This window comes from Corynebacterium sp. KPL2734 (genome assembly GCF_040225595.1).
Taxonomy (GTDB): domain Bacteria; phylum Actinomycetota; class Actinomycetes; order Mycobacteriales; family Mycobacteriaceae; genus Corynebacterium; species Corynebacterium rhinophilum.
The window spans coordinates 44,613-66,924 of the sequence record NZ_JBEHFO010000010.1 but is presented as its reverse complement, the minus strand read 5'-3'; the positions used below and the strand labels follow the sequence as shown (position 1 = coordinate 66,924).

At 59.2% G+C, this 22,312-nt stretch carries 20 protein-coding genes, 1 tRNA gene and 1 pseudogene; 6 read left to right on the top strand and 16 right to left on the bottom strand.

Annotated elements, in window-relative coordinates:
• The 4 genes and pseudogenes from ABRP88_RS07980 to ABRP88_RS07965 form a co-directional block, all read left to right on the top strand.
• Positions 1-1,048 (top strand): IS256 family transposase (locus tag ABRP88_RS07980; RefSeq protein WP_502879882.1); only part of this gene is annotated, 1,048 nt, incomplete at its 5' end.
• A 641-nt stretch (positions 1,049-1,689) separates the two neighbouring features.
• A pseudogene (locus ABRP88_RS07975) lies at positions 1,690-2,885 on the top strand (IS3 family transposase).
• Positions 2,886-3,152: 267 nt separating this feature from the next.
• Complete coding sequence (locus ABRP88_RS07970; RefSeq protein WP_239270014.1) at positions 3,153-4,694, top strand: molybdopterin-dependent oxidoreductase; 1,542 nt, start codon at positions 3,153-3,155, stop codon at positions 4,692-4,694.
• A 25-nt stretch (positions 4,695-4,719) separates the two neighbouring features.
• Entirely contained in the window at positions 4,720-4,968 is a 249-nt protein-coding gene (locus tag ABRP88_RS07965) for a hypothetical protein (protein ID WP_284785516.1), read from the top strand.
• On the opposite strand, the gene ABRP88_RS07960 is transcribed toward ABRP88_RS07965, so the two are convergent.
• Genes ABRP88_RS07960 through gluQRS form a run of 3 tightly spaced genes read right to left on the bottom strand, consistent with a single transcriptional unit; the run spans position 4,965 to position 7,803 of the window.
• Complete coding sequence (locus tag ABRP88_RS07960) at positions 4,965-5,300, bottom strand: hypothetical protein (RefSeq protein ID WP_349836880.1); 336 nt, start codon at positions 5,298-5,300, stop codon at positions 4,965-4,967. The two genes, ABRP88_RS07965 and ABRP88_RS07960, sit on opposite strands and share 4 nt — an antisense overlap.
• 3 nt (positions 5,301-5,303) lie before the next feature.
• Positions 5,304-6,896 carry a cation:proton antiporter gene (locus tag ABRP88_RS07955; RefSeq protein WP_349836879.1) on the bottom strand — a complete coding sequence of 531 codons (1,593 nt, stop codon included), beginning with the start codon at positions 6,894-6,896 and terminating at the stop codon, positions 5,304-5,306.
• A gap of 13 nt (positions 6,897-6,909) precedes the next feature.
• Positions 6,910-7,803, bottom strand: coding sequence for a tRNA glutamyl-Q(34) synthetase GluQRS (gluQRS, locus tag ABRP88_RS07950; RefSeq protein ID WP_349836878.1), 894 nt, complete (start codon positions 7,801-7,803; stop codon positions 6,910-6,912).
• Between the two features lie 24 nt (positions 7,804-7,827).
• Between gluQRS and ABRP88_RS07945 the strand changes: the two genes are divergently transcribed.
• On the top strand, positions 7,828-8,520 hold the full coding sequence (locus tag ABRP88_RS07945; protein WP_023024985.1) for a queuosine precursor transporter: 693 nt from the start codon (positions 7,828-7,830) through the stop codon (positions 8,518-8,520).
• Here the strand turns inward: ABRP88_RS07945 and tgt are convergent.
• From tgt to ABRP88_RS07900, 9 genes are all read right to left on the bottom strand, one after another.
• Positions 8,496-9,752, bottom strand: coding sequence for a tRNA guanosine(34) transglycosylase Tgt (gene tgt, locus ABRP88_RS07940; protein WP_284785511.1), 1,257 nt, complete (start codon positions 9,750-9,752; stop codon positions 8,496-8,498). The two genes, ABRP88_RS07945 and tgt, sit on opposite strands and share 25 nt — an antisense overlap.
• Positions 9,749-12,436: an MMPL family transporter gene (locus ABRP88_RS07935; protein WP_284785509.1), complete on the bottom strand. Its 2,688-nt coding sequence runs from the start codon at positions 12,434-12,436 to the stop codon at positions 9,749-9,751. Before ABRP88_RS07935 ends, tgt begins: the two co-directional genes overlap by 4 nt.
• 229 nt (positions 12,437-12,665) lie before the next feature.
• The gene (locus ABRP88_RS07930; RefSeq protein WP_284785507.1) at positions 12,666-13,526 is read right to left on the bottom strand and encodes an HtaA domain-containing protein; all 861 of its coding nucleotides are present in this window, start codon (positions 13,524-13,526) and stop codon (positions 12,666-12,668) included.
• 86 nt (positions 13,527-13,612) lie between these two features.
• Positions 13,613-14,254: a biliverdin-producing heme oxygenase gene (locus ABRP88_RS07925; RefSeq protein ID WP_349836877.1), complete on the bottom strand. Its 642-nt coding sequence runs from the start codon at positions 14,252-14,254 to the stop codon at positions 13,613-13,615.
• Between the two features lie 199 nt (positions 14,255-14,453).
• A complete protein-coding gene (locus ABRP88_RS07920; protein WP_284785502.1) occupies positions 14,454-15,512 on the bottom strand; it encodes an HtaA domain-containing protein in 1,059 nt (352 codons plus the stop codon).
• Entirely contained in the window at positions 15,505-16,299 is a 795-nt protein-coding gene (locus ABRP88_RS07915) for a heme ABC transporter ATP-binding protein (RefSeq protein ID WP_284785500.1), read from the bottom strand. Before ABRP88_RS07915 ends, ABRP88_RS07920 begins: the two co-directional genes overlap by 8 nt.
• A complete protein-coding gene (locus ABRP88_RS07910; RefSeq protein ID WP_410762138.1) occupies positions 16,299-17,348 on the bottom strand; it encodes a FecCD family ABC transporter permease in 1,050 nt (349 codons plus the stop codon). Before ABRP88_RS07910 ends, ABRP88_RS07915 begins: the two co-directional genes overlap by 1 nt.
• Complete coding sequence (locus ABRP88_RS07905) at positions 17,329-18,375, bottom strand: heme/hemin ABC transporter substrate-binding protein (RefSeq protein ID WP_284785495.1); 1,047 nt, start codon at positions 18,373-18,375, stop codon at positions 17,329-17,331. The genes ABRP88_RS07910 and ABRP88_RS07905 overlap by 20 nt, the downstream gene beginning before the upstream one ends.
• Positions 18,376-18,385: 10 nt before the next feature.
• The gene (locus tag ABRP88_RS07900) at positions 18,386-20,254 is read right to left on the bottom strand and encodes an HtaA domain-containing protein (RefSeq protein ID WP_284785493.1); all 1,869 of its coding nucleotides are present in this window, start codon (positions 20,252-20,254) and stop codon (positions 18,386-18,388) included.
• A 121-nt stretch (positions 20,255-20,375) separates the two neighbouring features.
• On the opposite strand from ABRP88_RS07900, the gene ABRP88_RS07895 reads away from it, so the two are divergent.
• A complete protein-coding gene (locus ABRP88_RS07895; RefSeq protein WP_284771144.1) occupies positions 20,376-20,837 on the top strand; it encodes a hypothetical protein in 462 nt (153 codons plus the stop codon).
• Between the two features lie 80 nt (positions 20,838-20,917).
• Here ABRP88_RS07895 and ABRP88_RS07890 read toward each other — a convergent pair.
• From ABRP88_RS07890 to ABRP88_RS07875, 4 genes are all read right to left on the bottom strand, one after another.
• Positions 20,918-21,005 (bottom strand) — tRNA-Ser (locus ABRP88_RS07890).
• Between the two features lie 93 nt (positions 21,006-21,098).
• Positions 21,099-21,299, bottom strand: coding sequence for a CsbD family protein (locus ABRP88_RS07885; protein WP_005276418.1), 201 nt, complete (start codon positions 21,297-21,299; stop codon positions 21,099-21,101).
• 47 nt (positions 21,300-21,346) lie between these two features.
• Complete coding sequence (locus ABRP88_RS07880; RefSeq protein WP_284771145.1) at positions 21,347-21,823, bottom strand: nucleoside deaminase; 477 nt, start codon at positions 21,821-21,823, stop codon at positions 21,347-21,349.
• Positions 21,810-22,289 carry a tRNA adenosine deaminase-associated protein gene (locus ABRP88_RS07875; protein WP_023024959.1) on the bottom strand — a complete coding sequence of 160 codons (480 nt, stop codon included), beginning with the start codon at positions 22,287-22,289 and terminating at the stop codon, positions 21,810-21,812. The genes ABRP88_RS07880 and ABRP88_RS07875 overlap by 14 nt, the downstream gene beginning before the upstream one ends.
• Between the last annotated feature and the right edge of the window lie 23 nt (positions 22,290-22,312).

Here is a 22,312-nt window from a genome sequence, read left to right as displayed (position 1 = left end):
AGTAGTTAGACATCCTGTCCATAAACTTCCTGGACTCCGAGTCAAAAAACTAACTGGACTCCGAGTCCAAAAAGTCAATGGACTCCGAGTCCAAAAAGTCACTAGACATCACAAACGAGCACTAACAACCGTAATAGCTACCTGCTATTTAAAAGGCGTGTCCACACGCAGGATGAACGATCTCGTCGCCAGTTTGGGAATTAATAATCTTTCAAAGTCGCAGGTATCTGACATGGCTAAAGACCTGGACGAGATGGTCGAAGACTTCCGTACCCGACCACTCGATACCGGTCCATACCTGTATGTTGCCTGTGATGCATTGACCATGAAAGTCCGCGAAGGAGGACGCGTGGTCAAAGCTTCCGTCCTCGTGGCTACCGGGGTTAATGCCGAAGGCTATCGTGAGCTATTGGGCATGCAGGTTGCTACATCTGAGTCTGTGGCGTCGTGGACTGGGTTCTTTAGGGATCTTAAAGCTCGCGGACTTAATGAGGTCTATCTTGTCACCAGTGACGCGCATCTAGGAATCCAGCATGCGATTAGTGACGTGTTGCCGAATGCGTCCTGGCAGCGGTGTCGAACGCACTTTTCTAAAAACCTGTCTTCGATGGTTGCCAAGACCCAGTGGCCAACCCTATCGGCGATGTTTCATACGATATTCCAGCAACCAGACTCGGAATCGGTGTGGTCCCAAGCACGTGAGGTCGTAGCGTTTTGTGAAGATAAATTCCCCCACGTTGCCAGCTACCTGGAAGAAGCCCTCGACGAGCTCTTAGCTTTTACCAACGCCCCGAAATCCGTCTGGAAGAAAGTCTGGTCGAATAACCCTACTGAACGGCTCAATCGTGAAATCCGCAGGCGTACGGATGTTGTAGGCATCTTCCCCAATCGTGACGCTGTCGTGCGCCTTGTTGGTGCTGTCCTAGCAGAACAACACGATGACTGGATCCAGCAAAACCGCTACATGCCACTAACCAGCCTGGAACAGACCAAAGCATTGATTACCGCCAACGTCATAGACGCTGACACCACCAAGGAGGTCGCATGAACCAGTTAAAGCACCGAGCACGTGCTGGCCCCTGACACCATCACACTGCATGCTCTATCGAAAGGTAGAAACACCACTCAAACGGACTTGACCCCTTCGTGGTCCTACTGCTAGTCGGCATAGGCCTGTTTATGGTGACTAGTACAACAAAGTTTCCCATATTTGTCCCTCTTTTTATGGGACTTGTATGCACAATCGCAATTCTCACCTCTGGGAAGCCCGATCCTGCTGAATGTAGTAAGCCCGATCCTGCTGAATGTAGTGACGTAAACATCACGAAACAGGCGGAGTCCGAACAAAAAGGGGTCGGTTGGATTATGAGGCTAACCTCCGTTCAGGTCGTTAACTTGGTCATAGCGTGGCGGGCTTCGGGAAAAATAAAAAGCACTTGGAAAAAGGGGTGACTAGGAGATCTGGGGGAATGGTTGACATTATTCATGAAGCTCAGGACGCACACCTGTGCGCCCTATTCATCAAAGCCCACGGACACGGTGGAGACTACGAGTACGCGCGAGACGGCTCCAACAGCGCAGTCAAACACCTGCAAGCAATACTGGCAGAACTGCCCGGGACCTGACCCCCATTTGGTGGACACCTGATATCCAACCCAGTCGAGCTGGCAAGATTGGTAATCTACCACCATGTCCAGGTACTCCGAACAGTTCAAACGCGACGGTGTGGCCCTCTATGAAAACAATGAGGACCTCTCGCTGAACAAAGCATCAGCCGAGCTCGGTATCAATCGAGCCTCGCTGCATTCTTGGGTCAAAAAGTACGGCACCGGCAAACGTGCCCGCATAAAAGCAGTGCATGATAAAGCCCAAGCGGCGAATGATTCTGCGCGAATCCGCCAGCTGGAAAAAGAAGTCTCTAAGCTGCGCGAAGAACGCGATATCCTGCGTAAGGCTGCGAAATATTTTGCTTAAAGCAGACTCACTGGTGATCCGCTTCCAGTTTGTCGATGACCACCGAACCGAGTACTCGGCTTATGCGGATGTGCCACGTGTTAAAGCTGAATCGTTCCTCGTTTTACAAGTGGGTGAGCACCCGTAAAAAGCGCAGGTTAAAGATATATTCTGACGGTCTTATTGGTGCAAGAATAAAGACCATCTTCGATGATGAGCATGGTCTTTATGGGGCTAAACGCATCGCCGCAAGCCTTAAGGAAGACCTGGCGTATACCCCGGTCAATCACAAGAAGGTTGCACGCATCATGAAATCCATGGGGCTAAAAGGCTTTAGCAAACGGCGTCGATGCATCACCACCCGGCGCAAGCCTGGTCACCGTGTCATGCCGGATTTACTAGGCCGCAAGTTCACAGCTAAAGAGCCAAATCGTGTGTATGTCGGCGACATTACCTACCTGCCGTGTAAGGGAGGTAAGAACATGTATTTGGCCACAGTCATTGATACTTATTCGCGTAAACTTGCAGGTTATGCACTCGCAGACCACATGCGGGTCTCACTGGTCATTGATGCTCTAGCCCACGCACACGACGTGCGCGGCAGTCTTGACGGGGCTATTTTCCATTCTGATCACGGCAGTGTGTACACCTCACAAACCTTTAGGAACTACTGCTCGTCGTTAGGTGTCCGCCAGTCCATGGGAGCGGTGGGAACTAGTGCCGATAATGCCCTGGCAGAATCATTTAACGCCACCTTAAAACGTGAAGTGCTACGTGATCGGAAAGTCTTTGACAACCCAATTACCTGTCGCCAAGAGGTCTTCCGGTGGTGCATGCGCTATAACACGCGCCGGCGGCACTCCTGGTGCAATCTCGTAGCGCCTGATGTCTTTGAAACCAAGTCTTCGGCTATACTGACCACAGCAGCATAGCTAGCCCCCGATGTGTCCACTTTCCGGGGGTCGGGCCCCCGCTACTTCCCCACTGGCCCGCGATGCCGGCATACTCGCTAAGTTCGTGCGTGCAGCACAGAGGAATTTGTCTCGGCAACGCCCTGACACAAACCGGTAGTATCACACCAAAATAACCATCATCGTTGCAACGACCCCTAGAATCCGCCCTGCTTGTTTAATCCATGAAAAGCCGTCAAAATAGAGATAGCCCTTTTCCCATAAACTATCTCCCTAGGACGCTCCCCCATGGACTATGTCTTGGCTCTCGGCGAAAACCCCGATTTTCCTTTGTGGCTTCGCGCGACGCACCTCATCAACTTTGTACTCATCGGCATGCTCCTGCGCTCCGGGCTGGAGATGCTTTCTTCCATGCCGCGCCTGTGGTGGCGCAATGACTGCGCGCCTGGCACCGAATGGCTGCGTTTTACCAAGCGCAAGCTACCGAAGGAAGAGGGCGTATATACCTCTTTGATGGACGAGCTTTCGTGGTCACCGGTCGTGGCTCTGCCGGGCCGCGAAAACATTGGCCTGGGCCGCCACTGGCACGGCCTTTCGGTCATGTTGTGGGTCCTCAATGGCCTGGTGTACGTCGTGCTGCTCTTTGCCACCGGCCTGTGGCAGCGCCTCATCCCCACATCCTGGGACATCATCCCGGAGGCCTGGGATACCTTCAAGGTCTATATCAGCCTCAGCGCGCCCGGCATCGAGCACTTCACGCCATACGATGCCCTCCAGCAACTCGCCTACGCCTTCGTCATCTTCATCGTTGCGCCCTTCATGATGGTGACCGGCCTGGGCATGTCGCCGGCCATCCGCGTGCGCTTCCCGTGGTTCGTGAAGATGCTGGGCGGCCATCAAGGTGCGCGGTCTCTGCACTTTATCGGCATGGTCTTAATGTCCGCGTTCATCCTGGTCCACGTGGTGCTGGTCTTCTTCGTGCACCGCGAGTACAACATGGTCCACATCGTCTTCGGCGACGTTTCCACCGAACGCTATGTGCAGGCCTTTACCACCGTCGTCATCACCATCGTGGCGGTCATCATCTTCTGGATTGCCCTGTCCTACTGGACCTTGGCGGACCGCGCCCGGGCGCATAATTTCTTGGTCTCGTTCACCGAAATCGGCCGCAAGCTTTCGCTGAACCACTTCCACCCGCGCAAGCCCAAGGAGACCAAGGACTCGCCGATGCCCATTTCCTCCTTCCACTGGACCAACGGCCTGCCGCCGACGGAGAAGGAATCCCCTGAGTGGACCGAGTACAAGCGCAATGGCTGGGAGAACTACGCCATTACCGTGGCCGATGATGTCAACGGCACCGAAAAGACCGTCACCCTTGAGCAGTTGCGCGAGCTGCCGCAAACGTCCTACATCGCCACGCATACCTGCATGCAGGGGTGGTCTGCGACCTCCAAGTGGGGAGGGCCCAAGCTTGCCGATGTCCTCGAGCTACTCTGCCCCCGCCCCGAAGGCGCCAATTACGTGCTCATCGAGTCTTATGGCTTGGCGCAAAAGATGTACGATAACCGCCCGCGCGAGCCTTTCTACGCGGCCTTCGATATCGAGACCGCCATGGAGAATCAGTCCATTTTGGCGATTTCGCGCAATGACCAGGACATCGATCTGCACTTGGGCGCCCCAGTGCGCGCCCGCGTGGAATCGAACCACGGGTATAAGGCCGTGAAGTGGGTATCGCGGATTGCCTGGATTGGTGATTACGCCGACTACGGCGATGGCCGCGGCGGCACCCGCGAGGATTCCGCGCTCCAGGCCTTCAACGGCCGCATCTAATACCGAAGGATTAGAATCTGTTTCTATGACTGATAAATCTTCCGTCACCGAAACCCGCATCGCCATCGATGGCATCCGCAATGACAATGACGTGCGCAAGTGCCTGCAAAAGCTCTACGGCATCTTTGCCGATACGGGAATGGGCCAAGCCACCTTCGAGATGACCGGGGATGCCACCGCGGATGTCGTCATCAAGCACGCTGAGTCCGTCTCAGTGGACCCGGAGGTAATCGATGCAGCGGTGCGCAAGGCGGGGCCGTACCGCCTGGCCTAATCGATGCGAGGCGGCTCGTAGCCGTCCTCTTTAAGCCACGCGATATGCGGTGGGGTATTCATCCCCCACTCGCTGCGCGCCCACGCGAAGGTCTGGCGTACCTCGGTCTCGGAATAACCGCCATCGCGCAGGTACTGCCGGAAGCCATTCGGCCCGGAGTCCTTGATCCAGAGCCAGACGTAGTCGTCGAGGGAGTCATCGGCAAGCAAGCTTTCTAAGCCCGCCGGAACGAACTCGCGCTCGGCGCGCACGCGGTCCGCCAAGTCCTCGTCGAGGAAATCGTAGAGGTAGTCCATCGCGTCCTCGAGCTCGGCATAGTGTTGTGGATCCATGGGCTAAATCTCCCGGTGCTTAGTGCCGATGACCATGCGGTCGATCTCTTCCAGTATCTCATCCACGATGGCCGGATTGAAGGCCCGATCCTTGCGCAGGACTAGGAGCTCGCTCTGCGCGGCGTTCAGCGCGGTGCGCCGGGCCTCCAGCGCGACGCGGCGGGCCTCCTCGGCGCGCTGCTTGCGCTCGTCGTTATTCTCGGCGGGGTTTTCGCCATCGCCCAGGCGGTCCTCGAACCACTGGATGACGTTGGCGGAAATTTCCGGATCGACCGTTTCGGCCTCGCCGGTGGCATCGTCTTCGGGGCGGAATTGCGATAGCGCATCGATGCTGGCGGCGCGCGCCCGCGAGACCACCGCGGCGCGCATCTTATCGTTGGCGGCCTGCGAGGCCTCAGTGAGATCGAGCTGCCTCATCAGCCACGGCAGCAGCAGGCCGGGCAGCACCATGGTGACCAACAGGACGGTCAGGGCGATAACGGCCAGCTCGTGGTGGAAGGCGAAGACGCCGGTGGGAATGGATAGAACCAGCGCCAAGGTCACCAGGCCGCGCATGCCGGACCAGGTCATCAGCAATACCTCCTGCATCCGCAGCGGAGCAACGTGCGGGCGCCCGCGCGAGACGTTGAGGCGGTAGTAGAAGAACATCCACACAAAACGCACCACGAAGGCCACCAGCGAGAGGATTACGCCAACCATGACCGAGTGCCACAAATCCGAGCCGACCTCCGCGATGGCCGTATTAACAGTCAACCCGATAAGGCCGAACGCGACGCCGGTAAACAGCAGCTCCATGGTCTCCCAGAATGACTGGCCGGAAAGCCGGTCCTCGGCTTGGATATCGGCGCGCGAGTTGAGCTCGACGGCGGCGATGACCACGGCGATAACACCGGAGGCCTCCAGCTCTTCGGCCACGAGGAAGGTGGCGAAAGGCACCACCCAGGTCAGGGCGTTGCGCGCGACCACATCGTGGACGCGGGTAATAAACAGCGCCGTCAGCCGCCCGATGAGCCAGCCGATGGCAAGCGCGACGACGGACGAATAGAGGAAGCTCAGCACGCCGCTGCCAAAGGAGATATCGCCGCCCTGGGTCACGGCGGCGAGCGCGAGGTGGAAGGCGACGATGGAGGCGGCATCATTAAATAGCCCCTCAGTTTGCAGGGTGGTAATGATGCGGCGCGGGATGCCGGCGGGCTCGGCCACCGCATCCACGGCCACGGGGTCCGGCGGGGCGATGGCCGCGCCGATGAGGATGGCGGCGGCGATGCTAATCCCCGGCAGGAATGCGTAGGCTGTCGCACCCACGGCCAGGGTCGTAGCCACGACGAGGAGCACGGACAGGCTCAGGATGGTCGCCCACTGCCCGCGAATCACACCCCAGGACGTGCGCCGCGCCAGCGCCCACAGCAGCGGCGGCAAGAAGATGGGAAGGATGAGCTCGGTGGGGATGTCGAATTGCGGCAGCCCCGGCACGAAAACGGCGCAGGCGGTAATAATCGTCAGCAGCGCGGGCCAGGGCAGCCCGACCCTATCGCCGATCGCAACGACGAAGACGGTCAGCAGCATGAGCCCGATGAGAACCAGTAAAACTTCCATGGGCTCGATAGTATTACGCGCGCCAAATATACGGCTCGCGGCGCAATTCCTCCGGCCAGAATTGCGCGAGGAGCTCGGCGGCGGTCTCCGCCTCATAGCCCAAAGACTGCGCCAGCTGCTTGACGATGCCCCTCGGCTCCCCCATATCCCGCATCGTCACCGCGCCATCGCGCTTGGCCAGGCGCTTGCCCGCGGTATTCAGGACCAGCGGCACGTGCACGTAGGTAGGCGGCGCAATCCCCAATAAGGAGGCCAAGTAGGCCTGGCGCGGGGCGGAGGATAAGAGATCGTCGCCGCGGACCACCTGGTCGATGCCCTGGTAGGCATCATCAACGACCACCGCCAGGTTATAGGCCCAGCCGCCGTCCTGCCCGCCGCGGCGCAGGATGAAATCATCGACATCACCGGTGTACTCGCCGTGCAGGGCGTCGTGGATGGTGAAGCTGGAGACATCGGCGCGCAGGCGCAGCGCCGGCTGGCGGTTTTGGGCGGCGAGCTGGGCGCGTTTGGTGGCACGTTGGGCATCGGAAAGCGCACGGCAGGTTCCCGGGTACTGGCCCGGAATGGCGTGCGGGGCGCGGGAGGCTTCGCGGATATCCTTGCGCGAGCAGTAACACTCGTAGACCGGCAGCTTCTGGAGCGCCGCGGCATAGGCGGCCTCGCGATCCTGCTGGTAGATGACCTCGCCATCCCACTCCAGCCCCAGGGCCGCAAGGTCCGCGAGCTGGCGCTCGGCGGCCGCGCGGGAGGAGCGCTGCTTATCGATGTCCTCCACCCGCACCACAAACCTGCGCCCCGTCGAGCGCGCGTAGAGCCACGCGAGAAGCGCCGTGCGCAGGTTGCCAAAGTGCAGATCGCCGGAAGGGCTCGGGGCGTAGCGGCCTGCCCCGGTGGTCGCGGAATTCATATTCCCAGCATACGGTTTGGCACAATGGTGGGCATGGAAAAATCCCCCTCCTCTCAAGTGCGCTTTATCCCCGTTCATTCCACTCTCTACCCCTGGCTCGTCACGATTTTCGTCGTGACGTTTTTGATTTCTAATATCAACGCCACCAAGGGCGTCCAGCTCGGACCGCTCGTGACCGATGGCGCCTTCTTCCTCTTCCCGCTGGCCTATATCGTGGGCGACGTTTTATCCGAGTGCTACGGCTTCAAGTCCACCCGGCGCGCCATCTACATCGGCTTTGCGATGGCACTGCTCGCCGTGGTGTGTTTCTACATCGCCATCTGGCTGCCCGCGGCGGATTTCTATGAGGGCCAGGAAGCCTTCGCCGCCACGCTGGGCCTGGTGCCGCGCATCGTTTTGGCCTCCCTAGCCGGCTACCTGGTGGGCCAGCTGCTCAACGCATGGACGCTGACCGCGATGAAGAAGCGCAGCGGTGAAAAGGGCCTTTTCTCCCGGCTGATCGCCTCCACCGTGGTGGGCGAGTTTGGCGATACCTTGCTGTTTTGCGCCATCGCCGCGCCCGTCATCGGCATCGACACCACGAGCGGGTTCATCAACTACGTGGTGGTGGGCTTTGTGTGGAAGACGCTGATTGAGGTCGTCCTCTTGCCCATAACCTCCACTGTTATCAAGCTGGTGAAAAAGCGCGAAGATTACCGCGCCTTCGACGCCGCGTAGTAGCGGCCCAGGAATTCATCGCGGTAGTCCTCGTAGTAGCCGCCGTTGATGGCGGCGCGAATATTATCTACTAGCCGCACCATGAATTCCACGTTGTGGATGGTGCACAGCGTGCCGGCCAAAAATTCCTTCGCCTTGAGCAGGTGGTGCAGGTAGGCGCGCGAGTAGTTCTCCGTGACGTAGCCGCCGAACTCCTCGTCGATGCCCTTGAAATCCCGCTTGAACCGCGCATTGGTGAGGTTCAAGCGGCCATCGAGGGTGTAGACGCCACCGCGGCGAGCCAGGCGGGTCGGCGCGACGCAGTCGAAGGTATCGGCGCCGGCTTCGACCGCGGTGAAGATGTCATCGGGCTCGGAGATGCCGAGCAGGTGGCGCGGTTTATCGTCCGGTAGTTCGTCGCAGACCCAGCCCACGATGGTGCCCAGGTTCTGCTTTTCCAGCGCGCCGCCGATGCCGAAGCCGCCGAAACCGCGCTGACCCTTCTCCCGCGCGGCGCGGTCCAGGTTCAAGAGCCCGCGGGTGGCCTGGCGGCGCAGGTCCTCGTATTGCGCGCCCTGCACCACGCCCCACAGCGATTGCTTCGGGCGGTGGTAGCGCTCGCGGGTAAGCCGGTCATGTTCCTCTAGGCACCGCTGCGCCCACCGGTGCGTGCGGGCCACGGATTCTTCCTGGTAGGTGCGCGAATCAATGAGCGTGGTCAGCTCGTCAAAGGCGAACATGATGTCCGCGCCCAGCCCGTGCTGAATCTGCATGGATTTTTCGGGCGTAAAGCGGTGCTTGGAGCCATCGATAATCGAGCGGAAATCCACGCCTTCCTCATCTACCTTGGCCATGCGCTCCCTTTTTGCGGCGCGGATATCCTTCTCGGTGAGATCCGCCAAGTCCATGGCGATGACCTTTTTAAACCCCACGCCCAAAGACATGACCTGGAATCCGCCGGAATCGGTGTAGGTCGGCCCGTGCCAGTTCTCGAATTTCGCCACGCCGCCGGCCTCGTCCACGATGTCGTGGCCCGGCTGCAGGTAGAGGTGATAGGCATTGGACAAAATCGCCTGCGTTCCGGTGGCGCGAATCTGCTCCGGCGTCAACGTCTTCACCGTGGCCTTGGTCGCCACTGGGATAAACGCCGGGGTGGCGATATCTCCGTGCGGGGTGTGGATAATACCGCTGCGGCCATGCTTGCCGGGGCCTTCGGGCAGGCGCTTATCGATGTCGAAACTTAAGTCCTTCATTCCTTATTTTCCTCTTCTTCCCTGGTCTTCTGGCCGTCATCCGCGTGTTGTGCTTCCCATTCTTCCTCAAGCGCGGTGCCTTCGATGTCTACGGTGGGCAGGATCTTATCCAGCCACTTGGGCATCCACCACGTAGCGCGGCCCATGAGGAACATGGAGGCGGGGACGAGGGTCATGCGGACAAAGAAGGCATCGAAAAGCACGCCCGCTGCCAAGGCAAAGCCGAAGATCTGGATGAACGGCAGCGGCTGGTTGATAAAGGCCACGAAGACCGAAATCATGATGATGGCGGCGGCCGTCACCACGCGCGCGCCCTGGGTAAAGCCGGTGATGGTGGCCTCATCGACAGCGCTATAGGGCCCCGTCGTGCCCTTCGGATGCCGCGCGATGTGCTCGCGCATGCGGGTGACCAGGAATACCTGATAGTCCATGGCCAAGCCGAAGGTCACGCCGATGAGGAAGATCGGCATGAACGATAGCAGCGGACCGGGGCCTGGGACGAGGCCCCACAGCCCGTCTTGCCATACCAGCACCGTGAGTCCAAAGGCGCCACCGACCGAAAGCAGGAAGCCGAGGCCCGCTACCAGCGGCACCAAGAGGGAGCGGAAGACGACGAGCAGCAGCACGATTGCCAGCCCCACAACAATGCTCAAGTAAGGCGCCATCGCATCGCGCAGGCGCTCGGTAATGTCCAACTGCACGGCAGTCAAGCCCGTCAGGCCGATTTCGGTGCCGGTGGTGCCTTCGATCTCCTTGGTGGCAGAGCGCAGCGCGTGCGCGACATTAATGGTTGCGGCTTCCGTTGGCGAGGTTTCCGGGGTCACCATGATTTGTGCCGCGCGCTGGTCCTCGCTGAGTGCAACGATTTGTGCGTGCTTTACCCCGCCGAGCGTCTTCAGTTGGTCTGCGGTGTAGAGGAAGGACGCCAGCGCTGCCTTGTCTTCGGCGCTGGTCGGCGCGGCGGCGTCTTCCTTGTCCTCGACCTCTGCGACGGGGGCGATTTCCGGCTCCGCTGGCTGTTCGCCGGGCTGATCCGCGGGGTGTTCCGCTGGCTGGTCGCCAGGCTGGTCAACAGGGTGTTCTGCGGGGTGATCACCGGGCCGGTCGGCTGGCAGGTCCGCCGGCTGATCGGGCGCCTCGTCGGGCGCGGGCTCAGGCGCGTTGTCAGGCGCATGATCCTCCGGATTATCGGCGGGCGGCTCGCCGGCACCTTCTTCGGGTTCGTCATCCCCGCCCTGGGCCGCCACCAATGGGGCGAGTGCGGCGGAATCGGCGTTGATGGTGTGGGCATCGACAACCGCGAGGAACGGCCCGTTGACGCCAGGGCCGAAGCCCTCGGCCATCAGGTCGGCAGCCTTGCGCTGGGTGGTATCGGGATTCGAGGTGGTATCGGCAGGCAGCGCCAACTCCATGTGGAGCACGGGGGCGGTCATGGCGCCGAGGGAGAGGACGACGAGGGCCATCGCCAAGCCGGGCACCTTTTGTACCAGTCGTACCCAGCGATGGCCCATGGTTGGGCCGCGGCGCACCTTTCCCTTGCGGGAAGGGTTGCCGGCCACGCCGGGGATGCGGCCGCTAAACGCCTTGTCCCCCAAAAGCCCGAGCATCGCGGGGATCAGCGTGAGGGAGACAAGGACGGCGATAGCCACGGTTGCCGCGGCGGAAAGCCCCATGGCGGTGAGGAATTCGATGCGCGCAATGAGCAGGGCAAAGAGCGCGGTAAAGACGGTGGTTCCGGCAAAGACCACGGAAGAGCCCGCCGTTCCTGCCGCCATACCGGCTGCTTCTGGGGCGGACATGCGGGCCCGCTCGGCACGGTAGCGGGACAGGATAAACAGCGCATAGTCGATGCCCACCGCCAGGCCAATCATGATGGCCAGCACCGGCGTCATGTTGTTGAGCTCTATCCAGTGCGTGGTAATCAGCATGCCGCATGCACCCAGGCCGACCCCGATGACGGCGGAAATCAGCGGCATTCCAGAAGCGACCAGGGAGCCAAAGGTAAAGATGAGGACGAGGAAGGCCACGCCAAGGCCGATGATCTCGGAAGTGGAGTTAACCCGAATCTCATCGCCAAACCCGGCGCCGCCGGCCTCGACGGTAAGCCCCTGCTGCCTGCCGATGTCCATCGCTTCCGTCACGATGTCCTTATCGGCCTGATCCACGCTATAGGGCGATTCGGCATCGAAGTTGAAGGTGGTATAGGCAATGGTCTCGTCTTCGTTGACCATGGCGAGGTTATCGGCATCGGCACGCGCGGATGATTCCGGCAGCCCCATCTCCGTGAACTGATGGATAACCTCATCCTGCAGCCGCGGCGAAACCTCAAGCGGGTTGCCAAAGCGCATGGTATCGCCCATCTCCAGGTTGTCCTCGAGGTGGGAAATGACCGCGTTGATGGCCTTTTCATTGGCTGGATCCGAGAGCTTTTGGCCCTCCGGGGCCTGGAATACCAAGTTCACCGATGGGGAGTTGGCGGGGTTTCCGCCTTCCGGGAAAAGGTCCATCGTCTTGTATGTGGCATCGATGGACGGGGTGCCTTTGATAGCGAACTCGCTCGTCATCGGTTTCATCAACAAGGCGGTAGCGCCGCCGGCGGCAGCAAGCAGGACCACCCAGGTGACGATGACTTTCCATTTATTGAGGAATGACCAGCGCCCGAGCCGGTAGAGGAGTTTAGCCACGGGAAAATGTACCTTCGCATTCGCGTAGTCGGACGGATTTAACTTCGCCCTAGTGTAGTTGCCGTGCCCCTTATTCCCTATTACTTAGCCGCCGTGCAGCCCGTATTCACAGACGATGCCAAGGCGGCGGACCAAAAAGAACCGTGGCCATTTAATGTAGTCAAGGACTAGATCGGGTGGCCATGGCGGAGCGGCGTAGACAATGCAGCCGCGAGAGAGCGCTCGCTGTTTAAACGAACTTCGACAAGCTCAGACCAGGAAGGACGAGGTCAGAGAAGAAAGCGCTGATTTTCTTTACCCGCTCGATAATAGCCGCGATGGTCTCGCCTAGTGTGCCGAAGGAAGAACCGTGGAAAGAAGAACCATCGGCTGCAGTGTTGTCGCCCGAAGGCTTCTTTTCTGGGGTTACCTGGTCAGATGGTTTAGGGTTTTCGGAGGCACCGTCGAATGCCACGGTGAGATCCGAGTTGGCATCGTCAAGCGGTTGCCCCACCGGGTACTTGCCCAAGAAGATGTCGGAGCCCGTCTGGGTCAGCGAGGTGGGGGCATCAGTTGTGGCATAGGTCTTTCCGGTTTCCGGTACCAAGGACTCAGTTAGCGTGAAGGTAGAGATTGCGGCGTCATTGCCGGACAATTCGACCGGCTTGTTCTTAAGAGGGCCCGAGGCGCCCGTAAGCTTATAGTCCGCAGTGATGGTGGCGTTTTGGCCTGCTACTTCTACCTTGATATCCGAGAATGTGAGATCGACACCGTAGGAACCATTAGGGCCAAAGCCTGGATAGCCCTGAATGTGCACGGTTCCCTGAGTGCCAATAGTGCCGTTTCCCTCAGCATCCAGCGTGGTGTGGGCCGCATCGACCGGGAAGGTGAAGTCCTTTCCTATCTTCTCCGCACCGTCGGTGGTATTGATTACGCCTTTGGCAAGCGGGCTGGTGTCCACGTGGTGAATGAAAGACTCCTTGATGGGCCAGTTCAATTGGCCAGATTCCACGGCGGGGACAGTGGCTGGAGCCTCATCGGCAGAGGCTACTGGGGCGGTGACGGCGCCGAGTGCAACCGCTCCAACGGCGATGACGGATATTGTTTTCATGAATTTCTCCTCTTGAGAGCAATGGTGAAGCTTTACCTAAAGAATTAGGCGAGCCTTACCTTAATTGTAAAATTAGAAAAAGTAAATCAGTGGCGCTTATCAAGCTCGGCGAAGATCCCCGAGTTGAAAGCGAATGCGCGCTGCGCCTCCGAGAGCAAAGCCTCGCGCTGTTCCGCAGTCAGCATCAGGCCATCTAGGCGTTTGCGGTACCCCTTGCGATACGGCGGAATCTTGCCAATGGCACTGAAGTCATAAAAGTTCAGCGCCTCCTGTTCGATGTCATAAAGGGCGCCGAGGCGCGCGGCAATCACCTGACCGCCGGAGACGTCACCGAGATACCGGACATAGTGATGGGCCACCACTTCTACCGCGCTGCCGGATACCTCTTCTAGGCGGGCAACGTAGGATGCTGTCGCCGGCAGGATCCGGATCTTTTCACGCCAGTCGCCGCCGACGAGCTCCGCCAGATCCGCCTCCAGAGCAAAGCGCCGCTCAAGGCGTGGATCGGCCACCGCACCGGCGATTGGAGTATGTGCCACACTACGGACTGCGCGCTCCAGAGATTCATAGACAAACCACAGCTGACCGCTTAAATCGGCGGCGGCCTCAGCACTCAACTGGCCTGACATGAGTCGCTGCATAAACGCCGAGCCCTCCGCATTCTCATGGGCGTGGGCGGTCTCCTCGCGCAATGCGACGGATAACGGTTTCTTAAGCGTCACAGTCACTGACTTCCTCCAAAGTAATGATTACCTAATGTCTCAATATAAATTTAAGGTTAGGCAATCCTTATTTACAAGGTTTGTGGGAAGAAATCAACCAAAAGAACTAACTCCCTACCCCACCGCCTGCGGTGCGCGCGGCTTCGGGATGCGGCTGCCGACACCGCCCGCGCCGCTGACCCCCTATTATCGGATCAGCAGCTTGTTATCGGTGGAGTAGAGCACGCACGCTCTCAAGGGCGCCCGACTTTATAAACGCCTGCCCAAGGATGGCGAACATGCTGCCAATGGTTGCCACGCCCAAGATGTAGTTCCACACCTTAGCGAAGCTAGAACCGGTGGGAGTGTCCTTCTCTGGCTTATCAGTTCCCAGCTTCTTAGACTCCGAAGTCTCAGGGCTCTTCGGAGTCTCCGGCTTCTTCGGCGGTGCCGGGGTCTGTGAGGTCGCTGGTGGCTGCGGAGCTGGATTGTCCTTCGGTGGCTGACTTTGTGGCTGCTCTTCCTTTTCCGGCGCAGCTACCGGCGGCTGCGGAGCAGGTTCGTTCTGCGGCATTTCTCCCTTCTTTTGGCCACAACCAGGAGAAACCTTGAGGGTTAGGTGGGCATCATCAAGCTCAGGCTTGTTCTCTGAGCTATACATGCCCATGAAAAGTTGGTCTACGCTCTCGATTTTTCCATCTTTTGTCCCCTGCTGCTCCTTGTACCGCACATCGCTGGCGGAAAGGGTCAGCGTGTCTCCCTCCTTGGTCCATCGCGCCGTGCCGTGGCCAAAGATCCCATCCCCAGTGCGCTTATTAGCGTCGATGTGGTCGTCCACGGTGTATTGAAGCATATTCTTACCCTCTACGTGATAGACCTCGTAGCCGGAACCGAGCTGGGCTTCATTACCGGAGGTCTTGATGAAAGGTGCCACAACCGTGGAATGTAGAGCTCCGTGGTGACCGGTGAACGTTATCGAAGAGTCTTTGCTCTCGATATTGGACGACACCACATTGCCCTCCTCATCTACCGTTACCGTAGAGGTTTCAGGATCGACCTCGAAGCCGAAAGAGAAATCCTTCCCCTTAGGATCACCGGTTTGCGTCACTGGGCCGCTAGTGGACCAATCACCAGCAGCGAAACCGGTTTTGAGGTAGGACCGCCACGAGTGCTTAATACCCCAGTTCAAGGACCCGAATTCGATGGTGCAGGTTTCTTCCGCTGAAGCGTGTGGCACGGTGAGCACGGTCGCCGCGAGAGCGGTGACCACTACTTTCTTAAACATGGAAATCCTCCAATTTATGCGAGAAGAGTGGGTTAATGGTGGGCGTGGCACGCTGTGGATGTACCTGCAGCCCATCGACGGATATCGGCCAGCCATACACTTGAGACAATGTGGGCCTGGTAAAGACCTCATCTACGCGCCCTTGGGCTGCTACTCCCCCGCACGACAGACATACGAGATGATCGCAATATGCTGCTGCCGCGTTGAGGTCGTGCAGCACCACGAGGACGGCGACGCCTGCCTCGCGAGCAAGGGCTTTCACTGAGCCCAGCAGTTGTTCTTGGTGCCGGATATCCAGCGCGGCCGTTGGCTCATCGAGCAAGATAATCGGGGTGTTTTGAGCAAGCACCCGTGCGAAGGCCGCGCGGGCGCGCTCACCACCAGACAACGTGCTGATGTCTCGGCCCGCTAGGTGCGCGACGCCGGCGGCATCGAGGGCAGCGTCAATAAAGTCATCGTCGAGGTCTGCGTAGGCAGTTCCTTCCCACGGGCGGCGCCCCATCGCAACGACATCGCGGACAAGGAATTCGAAGGACACCGAGACGTCTTGGAGCATCACCGCACGCGTGCGCGCGAGCTCTCGCGCTGGCGCCTTGGGCGATAACCCACCCACGGTGATCTCACCGGAATAGTCGATGTCCCCAGCCACGGCAGCTAGGACGGTGGATTTGCCGGCGCCGTTCGGACCGATAAGTCCTGTAACTTCGCCCGCTTGAGCGGTGAAGGACACCTGGTCCACGAGGGTGTGCTCCCCCGCGCGAACGGTTAAGTCTTTAGCGTTTATCATCAGTGCACCCCTTTGCGCATCATGCGGCGCAGCAAGATGAAGAACGTTGGCCCACCCACCAGGGCGGTGAAAATGCCGATGGGAAGATCCGCAAAAGGAATCATCGTGCGCGCTGCCACGTCGGCGAAACCTATGAGTACAGCGCCGCCAAGGGCGGAAGCCGGCAACAGGATACGGTTTTCTGGTCCGACGATGCTGCGCAGCAGGTGGGGAACGATAAGTCCCACAAAGCCAATGAGGCCGGCGAAGGAAACGGCCGCGGCGGTCAGCACTGCCGATGCCACGATCGCCACGATGCGCAGCCGCGGCACGTTCACGCCGGTATGTGCGGCGGCGCGCTCGCCGAGCGCGAGGACGTCCAACTGCTTGCCTAGGCGCAATGCCACTGCGAGGCCAACCACCACGATGGGCAGTACCGCCCAGACGTGTTTCCACTGCGAGCCGTTGAGGGAGCCCATCTGCCAGAAAATGATCGCTTCGCGGTTGGCGGTCGGCGCCAAGTACACCATGAAAGAGATGATGGCGTTGCATACCGCATTGATGGCGATGCCGGTGAGAATCAGGTGCACCACGGCAACCCGTCCGTTGTGGCGCGCAAGCTGATAGATAATGAAGGTAACCAGCAGCGCGGTAAGGAAAGCTGCGGCGGGAACGGTAAAGGTACCGAAGAGTTCGATATTAAAGACGATGACCACGGCCGCACCAACGCCCGCACCAGAGGTAACACCGATAATGGATGGTTCTGCCAAAGGGTTGGCGAACACCGCCTGCATCAGCGTGCCGGCCACGCCCAAGGCCGCACCCACCACGAGCCCCAAGACCAAACGCGGTAGGCGAATGTCCCACACCACGCTTGCGGTCAAGGAATCCTCCGCGTGCCCAGCTGCCAAAATGGGAAAGAGATCAGAGAGCGGTACATAGTACTGCCCCAGCACGACGGAGATGAGCGCCGCGAGCACGGTGAGGATCCCCAGAAGTGCGAATACCCAAGTGCGCTGCGTGCGTCGACGCGCGAAGGTGTCCGTGCCCTTACTCATTGTCCGGGTCATACACAGCCTTTGCCAGCTTCACCAGCGTTTGTCCTGTCATGGGACCAAATGCCAACGATTGGCCGTCCGGGATGGTCACGATGCGCTTCTTCTGGCCGGCGGTGGTCTGAGCAACGCCGGGCCGCTCCAGCAAGCCGTCAATGCCGCCGGTGGATTCCAGGCCATTAGTCATCATGATGATCACCTCTGGATTGATGCGCGCCAGCGCCTCAGCATTAGCAGGTTCTGCATGGGAAAGGTTGTTTTCTGCAGCCAGATCCACGCCGCCGATGCCTTCTATCAGGTCTTGCGCACCGGTACCGTCACCCATGATGAAGAAGACGCCGCCGTTTCCGCGCGCATAGAGAAACGCCATGCGCATCGGATCATCGGGAACCAACTCTTTGATGGCGTCCTTTGCCTCGTCGATTTCCTTGGTAGATCGTTCGGCTAGCTCGCGTGCTTCGTCGGGCAAGCCGAGGGCATCGCCAAGCGTGGTGATGTCCTCGCCCACCGAACCGATGGTGCGCTCAGGTTCCATCACCACGGTGGTGACACCCGCCGCGCGGATTTGATCGATGGCATCGCGCGGGCCAATGGAGTGATCCACAATGACGAGCGTCGGCTGCAGCTCCAGCACCGCCTCCACGTTGATATTGTGGCCGCCTTCGGTCACCACCGGGAGATCCGCCAAGTTGGGCTCGGTAGAAGAAACTGTGCGGCCGACGATATTATCCGCAAGCCCCAAGCCGCTAAGAGTCTTGGTATAGGTGCCATAGATATCCAACGCGAGGATGCGGGAGGCATCGGTGACAGTGACGTCATTACCATCGGCATCGGTAAGCTCCACCGGAAGCGCCGGCTCTGCCTTATCAGTAACCGACTCGATATCGTCAAAATCCTTGACATCGCTGACACCTTCAAAGGATCTGGGGTCCGAGAGATCGGCGGGATCCGGTAGCTGATCGGTATAGCTTCCCTGCACACCGCACGCGGTAAGGCTGAAGATGCACAGGAATGGCACGAGGAAACGAAGAACGAGTTTCACGGCAATCTTTCTAAGAGTTGTTCATGACAAGCCGGCTGGTGGAGCCTCCGGCGATGATCAATCCGACGATGAAGAGCAGTAGATAGGTGGTCGGGTTATCTAGGCCCCCGCCGGGAGACGTCGCGGACTTGACCTTGAATTTGTTCGGTCCGTCCTCGTATCCCTGCCCCGAGTCACCGGCTAGCGCTGAGTCCCCGGCTGCGGCATGCGCGCCGCCTTTGGAACCAGAGCTGCCCTTTCCGTTTCCGCCCGCGCCTGATCCGTCGGATCCGGAACCGGAGCTAGAACTGCCGCCACCGGATACGGCGCCGCAATCAGCGCTTCCGCCCAAGGTGGCGTGGAAGCTCAGCGGATCCAACTGGGTGCCTGGTTCATAGAACTCAGCGAGTGCCTGGGCACCGGCTTCAGAAAGCGATACCGCAGCTTCACCGAACACTTCGTCCGTGCCGACGTCGAGGGAATTAAAACTCAAGGTGCCAATAACAGTGCGCCCAAAGTCTTTCTTCTTGCCTTCCATATTGGAAGAGCGCACGTCAGCGATAAGCTCGCCAGAATTGCCGTTGAAGGTGATTTCCAGATTGGCGATGTTGAGATCCAGCTTGCCGTGGTGCCCGGTGAACTGCATGCTTCCGCCATATTGCACGGAGCCCGCGCCATCTTTTACGGCACCGGAGTTACCCGTGAATTGGAAACGTCCATTGTCATAGCCAACACCAGAGAGATCCCATCGGCCTTGGGCAATGGATCCGGTGATATAGGACTGGAAGGATTTCTTTAACCCCCACTGAGCAGTGGCTTGCGTAACCCCAGTGGCCTCACAGACGGCATCGCCCCCGCCAGATGCTTCCGCACCTGAATTACCTGAGCCCGGGGCACCGGAGTTCGCAGTTCCAGAGTGCGCAGGACCAGATCCCGCTGCTTTGCCAGTTCCTGAGGCACCGCCGCCTCCGCCCGAACCAGAGTTGCTCGGTGATGAATTTCCCGCTGCAGAGTTAGTAGAAGCCGAGTTTCCTCCAGTGGAGTTCGACGTACCCGAAGCAGAACCATCCGAATTCGAGTTCGATCTCCCCCGATTGTTGAAAGACTCCAACTCATCCAGGAACGCCTGGGTATTGCCCATGAACGTGGTAATCCCGTTCATCGTGTCATTGGTTTCAGACAGGGTGTCCATGGCTTCCTTATTAAAGCCCGTGAAGGAACCCGTAATGGACGTCAAGGGACGCTTCTCACCGGAACCGGAGCCAGATCCGGAACACGAGCCATCAAGCGCAATGCTGCCAGAGGACGGATCTAAGGCTTCGCCCGGCTGGTAGAAGCCGGTAAATAGCTTGGCCCCGCCAGAGGTTAGAGCGGTAGATCCAGACAAATCAACCTTCCCGGCACCATCTTTGACGGGGTTGGCCAGATTAATGGTGGCGATTACCTCATCATTGCCTTGGATCTTTTTACCGCGGCTGAGTTCTTGGCGGTTCATCTCATAGGAGACGTAGTCCACGGAAATCTGCGCCTGCTTTCCAGAGGCCTTGACCTTGAAGTCCGACATCGTCATGTCCAAGACTCCATCGTGGCCGGTAAAGCTCAGCGTTCCATTGAACGGAATCGTAACGTTCCCACCAGACGCATCGGGCTTTCCTGGAGTAAAGACGAACGCACCATCGCCTCGTTCGTCGCCCGTGAAGCCAATGCCGTTGGCACCCCATCCACCGTGGGCGATATTGCCTTTGACGTAGCTGCGGAATGACTGCTTGATGCCCCATTTCCATGTGCAGGATTCATCTGCGTGGGCAACCGGGGCAGAAGACAAAAGTGGGGCGAATGCCGCGACGAGGAAAGCAGCGACGATGATGCCGAACGCCGACTTCCACAGTTTTCCAATCATGTTGAGAACCTTGTTTTCGTGCCTAAAAATGATATAGGCTAAGCTTGCCTAATTGAAGTAAGTGTATCCTGACCTAACTTCTATTGATTGTCAATAAACCACCCCCCTATAAGAAACAAAAATGCACAACGACCCCCGTAAAGACATCTTCAACAGCATCTATCCAGATGTCGATCCCACACAGAACTTCCCACTCACGATCGGTGAACGCTTATCCTTAGCGCTTTCCGTCGGCGTATTTATGTTCGGCGGCGTAAGCGGCAGCCTGCTCATTGCCGGTATTGGCTTGGCCTTTGTGGTCGCCTGTTCCTTGGCACTTGCACGTAAAACGCCGCGCCGCATCCGTGCGGAGGCGCGCAGCCGATTCCCCCGGGAACCGTGGGCCGAACAACCCAGCCTCCTCGTGCCCGCCGTATGGATCGTCATCGCAGTAATCGCTGCCCTGGCGTGGTGGTTCACCCCCGTGAAATACCTCGCGTGGAGCGCGGGCGCCATGGCCGTCATCGCTGCCGTCGTGACGTGGTTCCTCCCCACCCTACAGCGCCGCCGCACGCGGGCTGCGCGCGCAAAGCACGACGCTTAAGCCAACCCAAAGCCCAAAGCCACCCCGTTGGAGAAAACAAAAATAGGCCCCGACCTGCATTAACAGGTCGGGGCCTTGCGCGGTGGCGGCGGGATTTGAACCCGCGGTTGGGGGTTACCCAACAATCGCTTTCGAGGCGATCACCTTCGGCCGCTCGGACACGCCACCGCGTTCCAGATTACGGGAGGACCCCCGATGCAACAAAATCGCCGCGCCAGCATTAAGCCAGCGCAGCGATTTCGCTATGAAGGGACTATAAAATTAGTCCTTCTTCAGGCCACCGATGATGTCGTTGGCCTTGTCCTTGATGCTGTCAGCAGCATCGGACAGCTTGTCCTTAGCCTCGGAGGCGACCTGGTCGGCCTTGCCTTCGTTGGCTACGTCTTCGTTACCGGTTGCCTCGCCGAAAGCTTCCTTTGCCTTGCCTGCGAGGTCGTCCTTCTTGTTTTCCAAATCGCCCATTTTCTCTCTCCTTAAATGAGTCGGATACTGTGTGACTGCAACTATACTCACTTTTCGCGCAGTGTGGTGAAAAATTTTTCCAGCAACGCCACGCAGTCTTTTTCGAGGACGCCACCGCGGACCTGAGGGGTAAAGGGCGCGGTGGGGGCGCGCAGGACATCGATAAGCGAGCCGCACGCACCCGTCTTCGGTTCAAAGGCGCCAAAAACCAGCGAGCTCACCCGGGCGGATTGCAGGGCGCCGGCGCACATGGCGCAGGGCTCTAAGGTGACCACGAGCTCGCAGCCGGTCAGGCGCCAGCCATCGCCGTGGATGCGCACCGCCTGGCGGATGGCCTCGACCTCGGCGTGGGCGGTGGGATCGCGCAATTGCTCGCGGCGGTTGACACCGGTGGCGAGCTCGCGACCGGCGGCATCATAAAGCACCGCCCCAACCGGCACATCCCCGGCGGGGGTCTGGCGCGCCACCGCGAGGGCGCGCTGCATGCGTTTCTGCGCGCGCTGCAGGGGCTTAGGCGTTATCAATGACGTCTTCTAGCTCATCCCCAAAGCCCAGGTCGCCGGCGATGCGCAGGAGCATATCGGAGGGCCAATCGTCCTCATCATCGATGATGTAGCCCACCTGATCTTCGGATAGGCCCAGGTCAGCGAAAATATCGAAGTCGCCCTCACCGTAGGGGTCAGCCTCTTCCGGGTCCACGTCTGGAATCTCGTAGTCATTGAGTTCCATGAAATCCGCGGCAAAGTCATCATCAACGCCATAGGTGGCGTCTGAAATTAGCATTTTCACCCCGCCGGGCACGGGCCGCACGGCAATGAAGTAGGCGTCCTCTACGCAGAGAAGGGCGAAAGCTGCGCCTTCAGAGCGCAGGGAGCGCACCGCGGTGATGGAGGTTTGCGGGTCCTCAAAGTCATCATCGAAGCTGCGCACGACCCATTGTCCCTCGTTGCGGGCGACGGTAACCGCGAAAGAGTAATTTTCGTTGCTCATACCTCGTGAGATTAGTCGTGTTG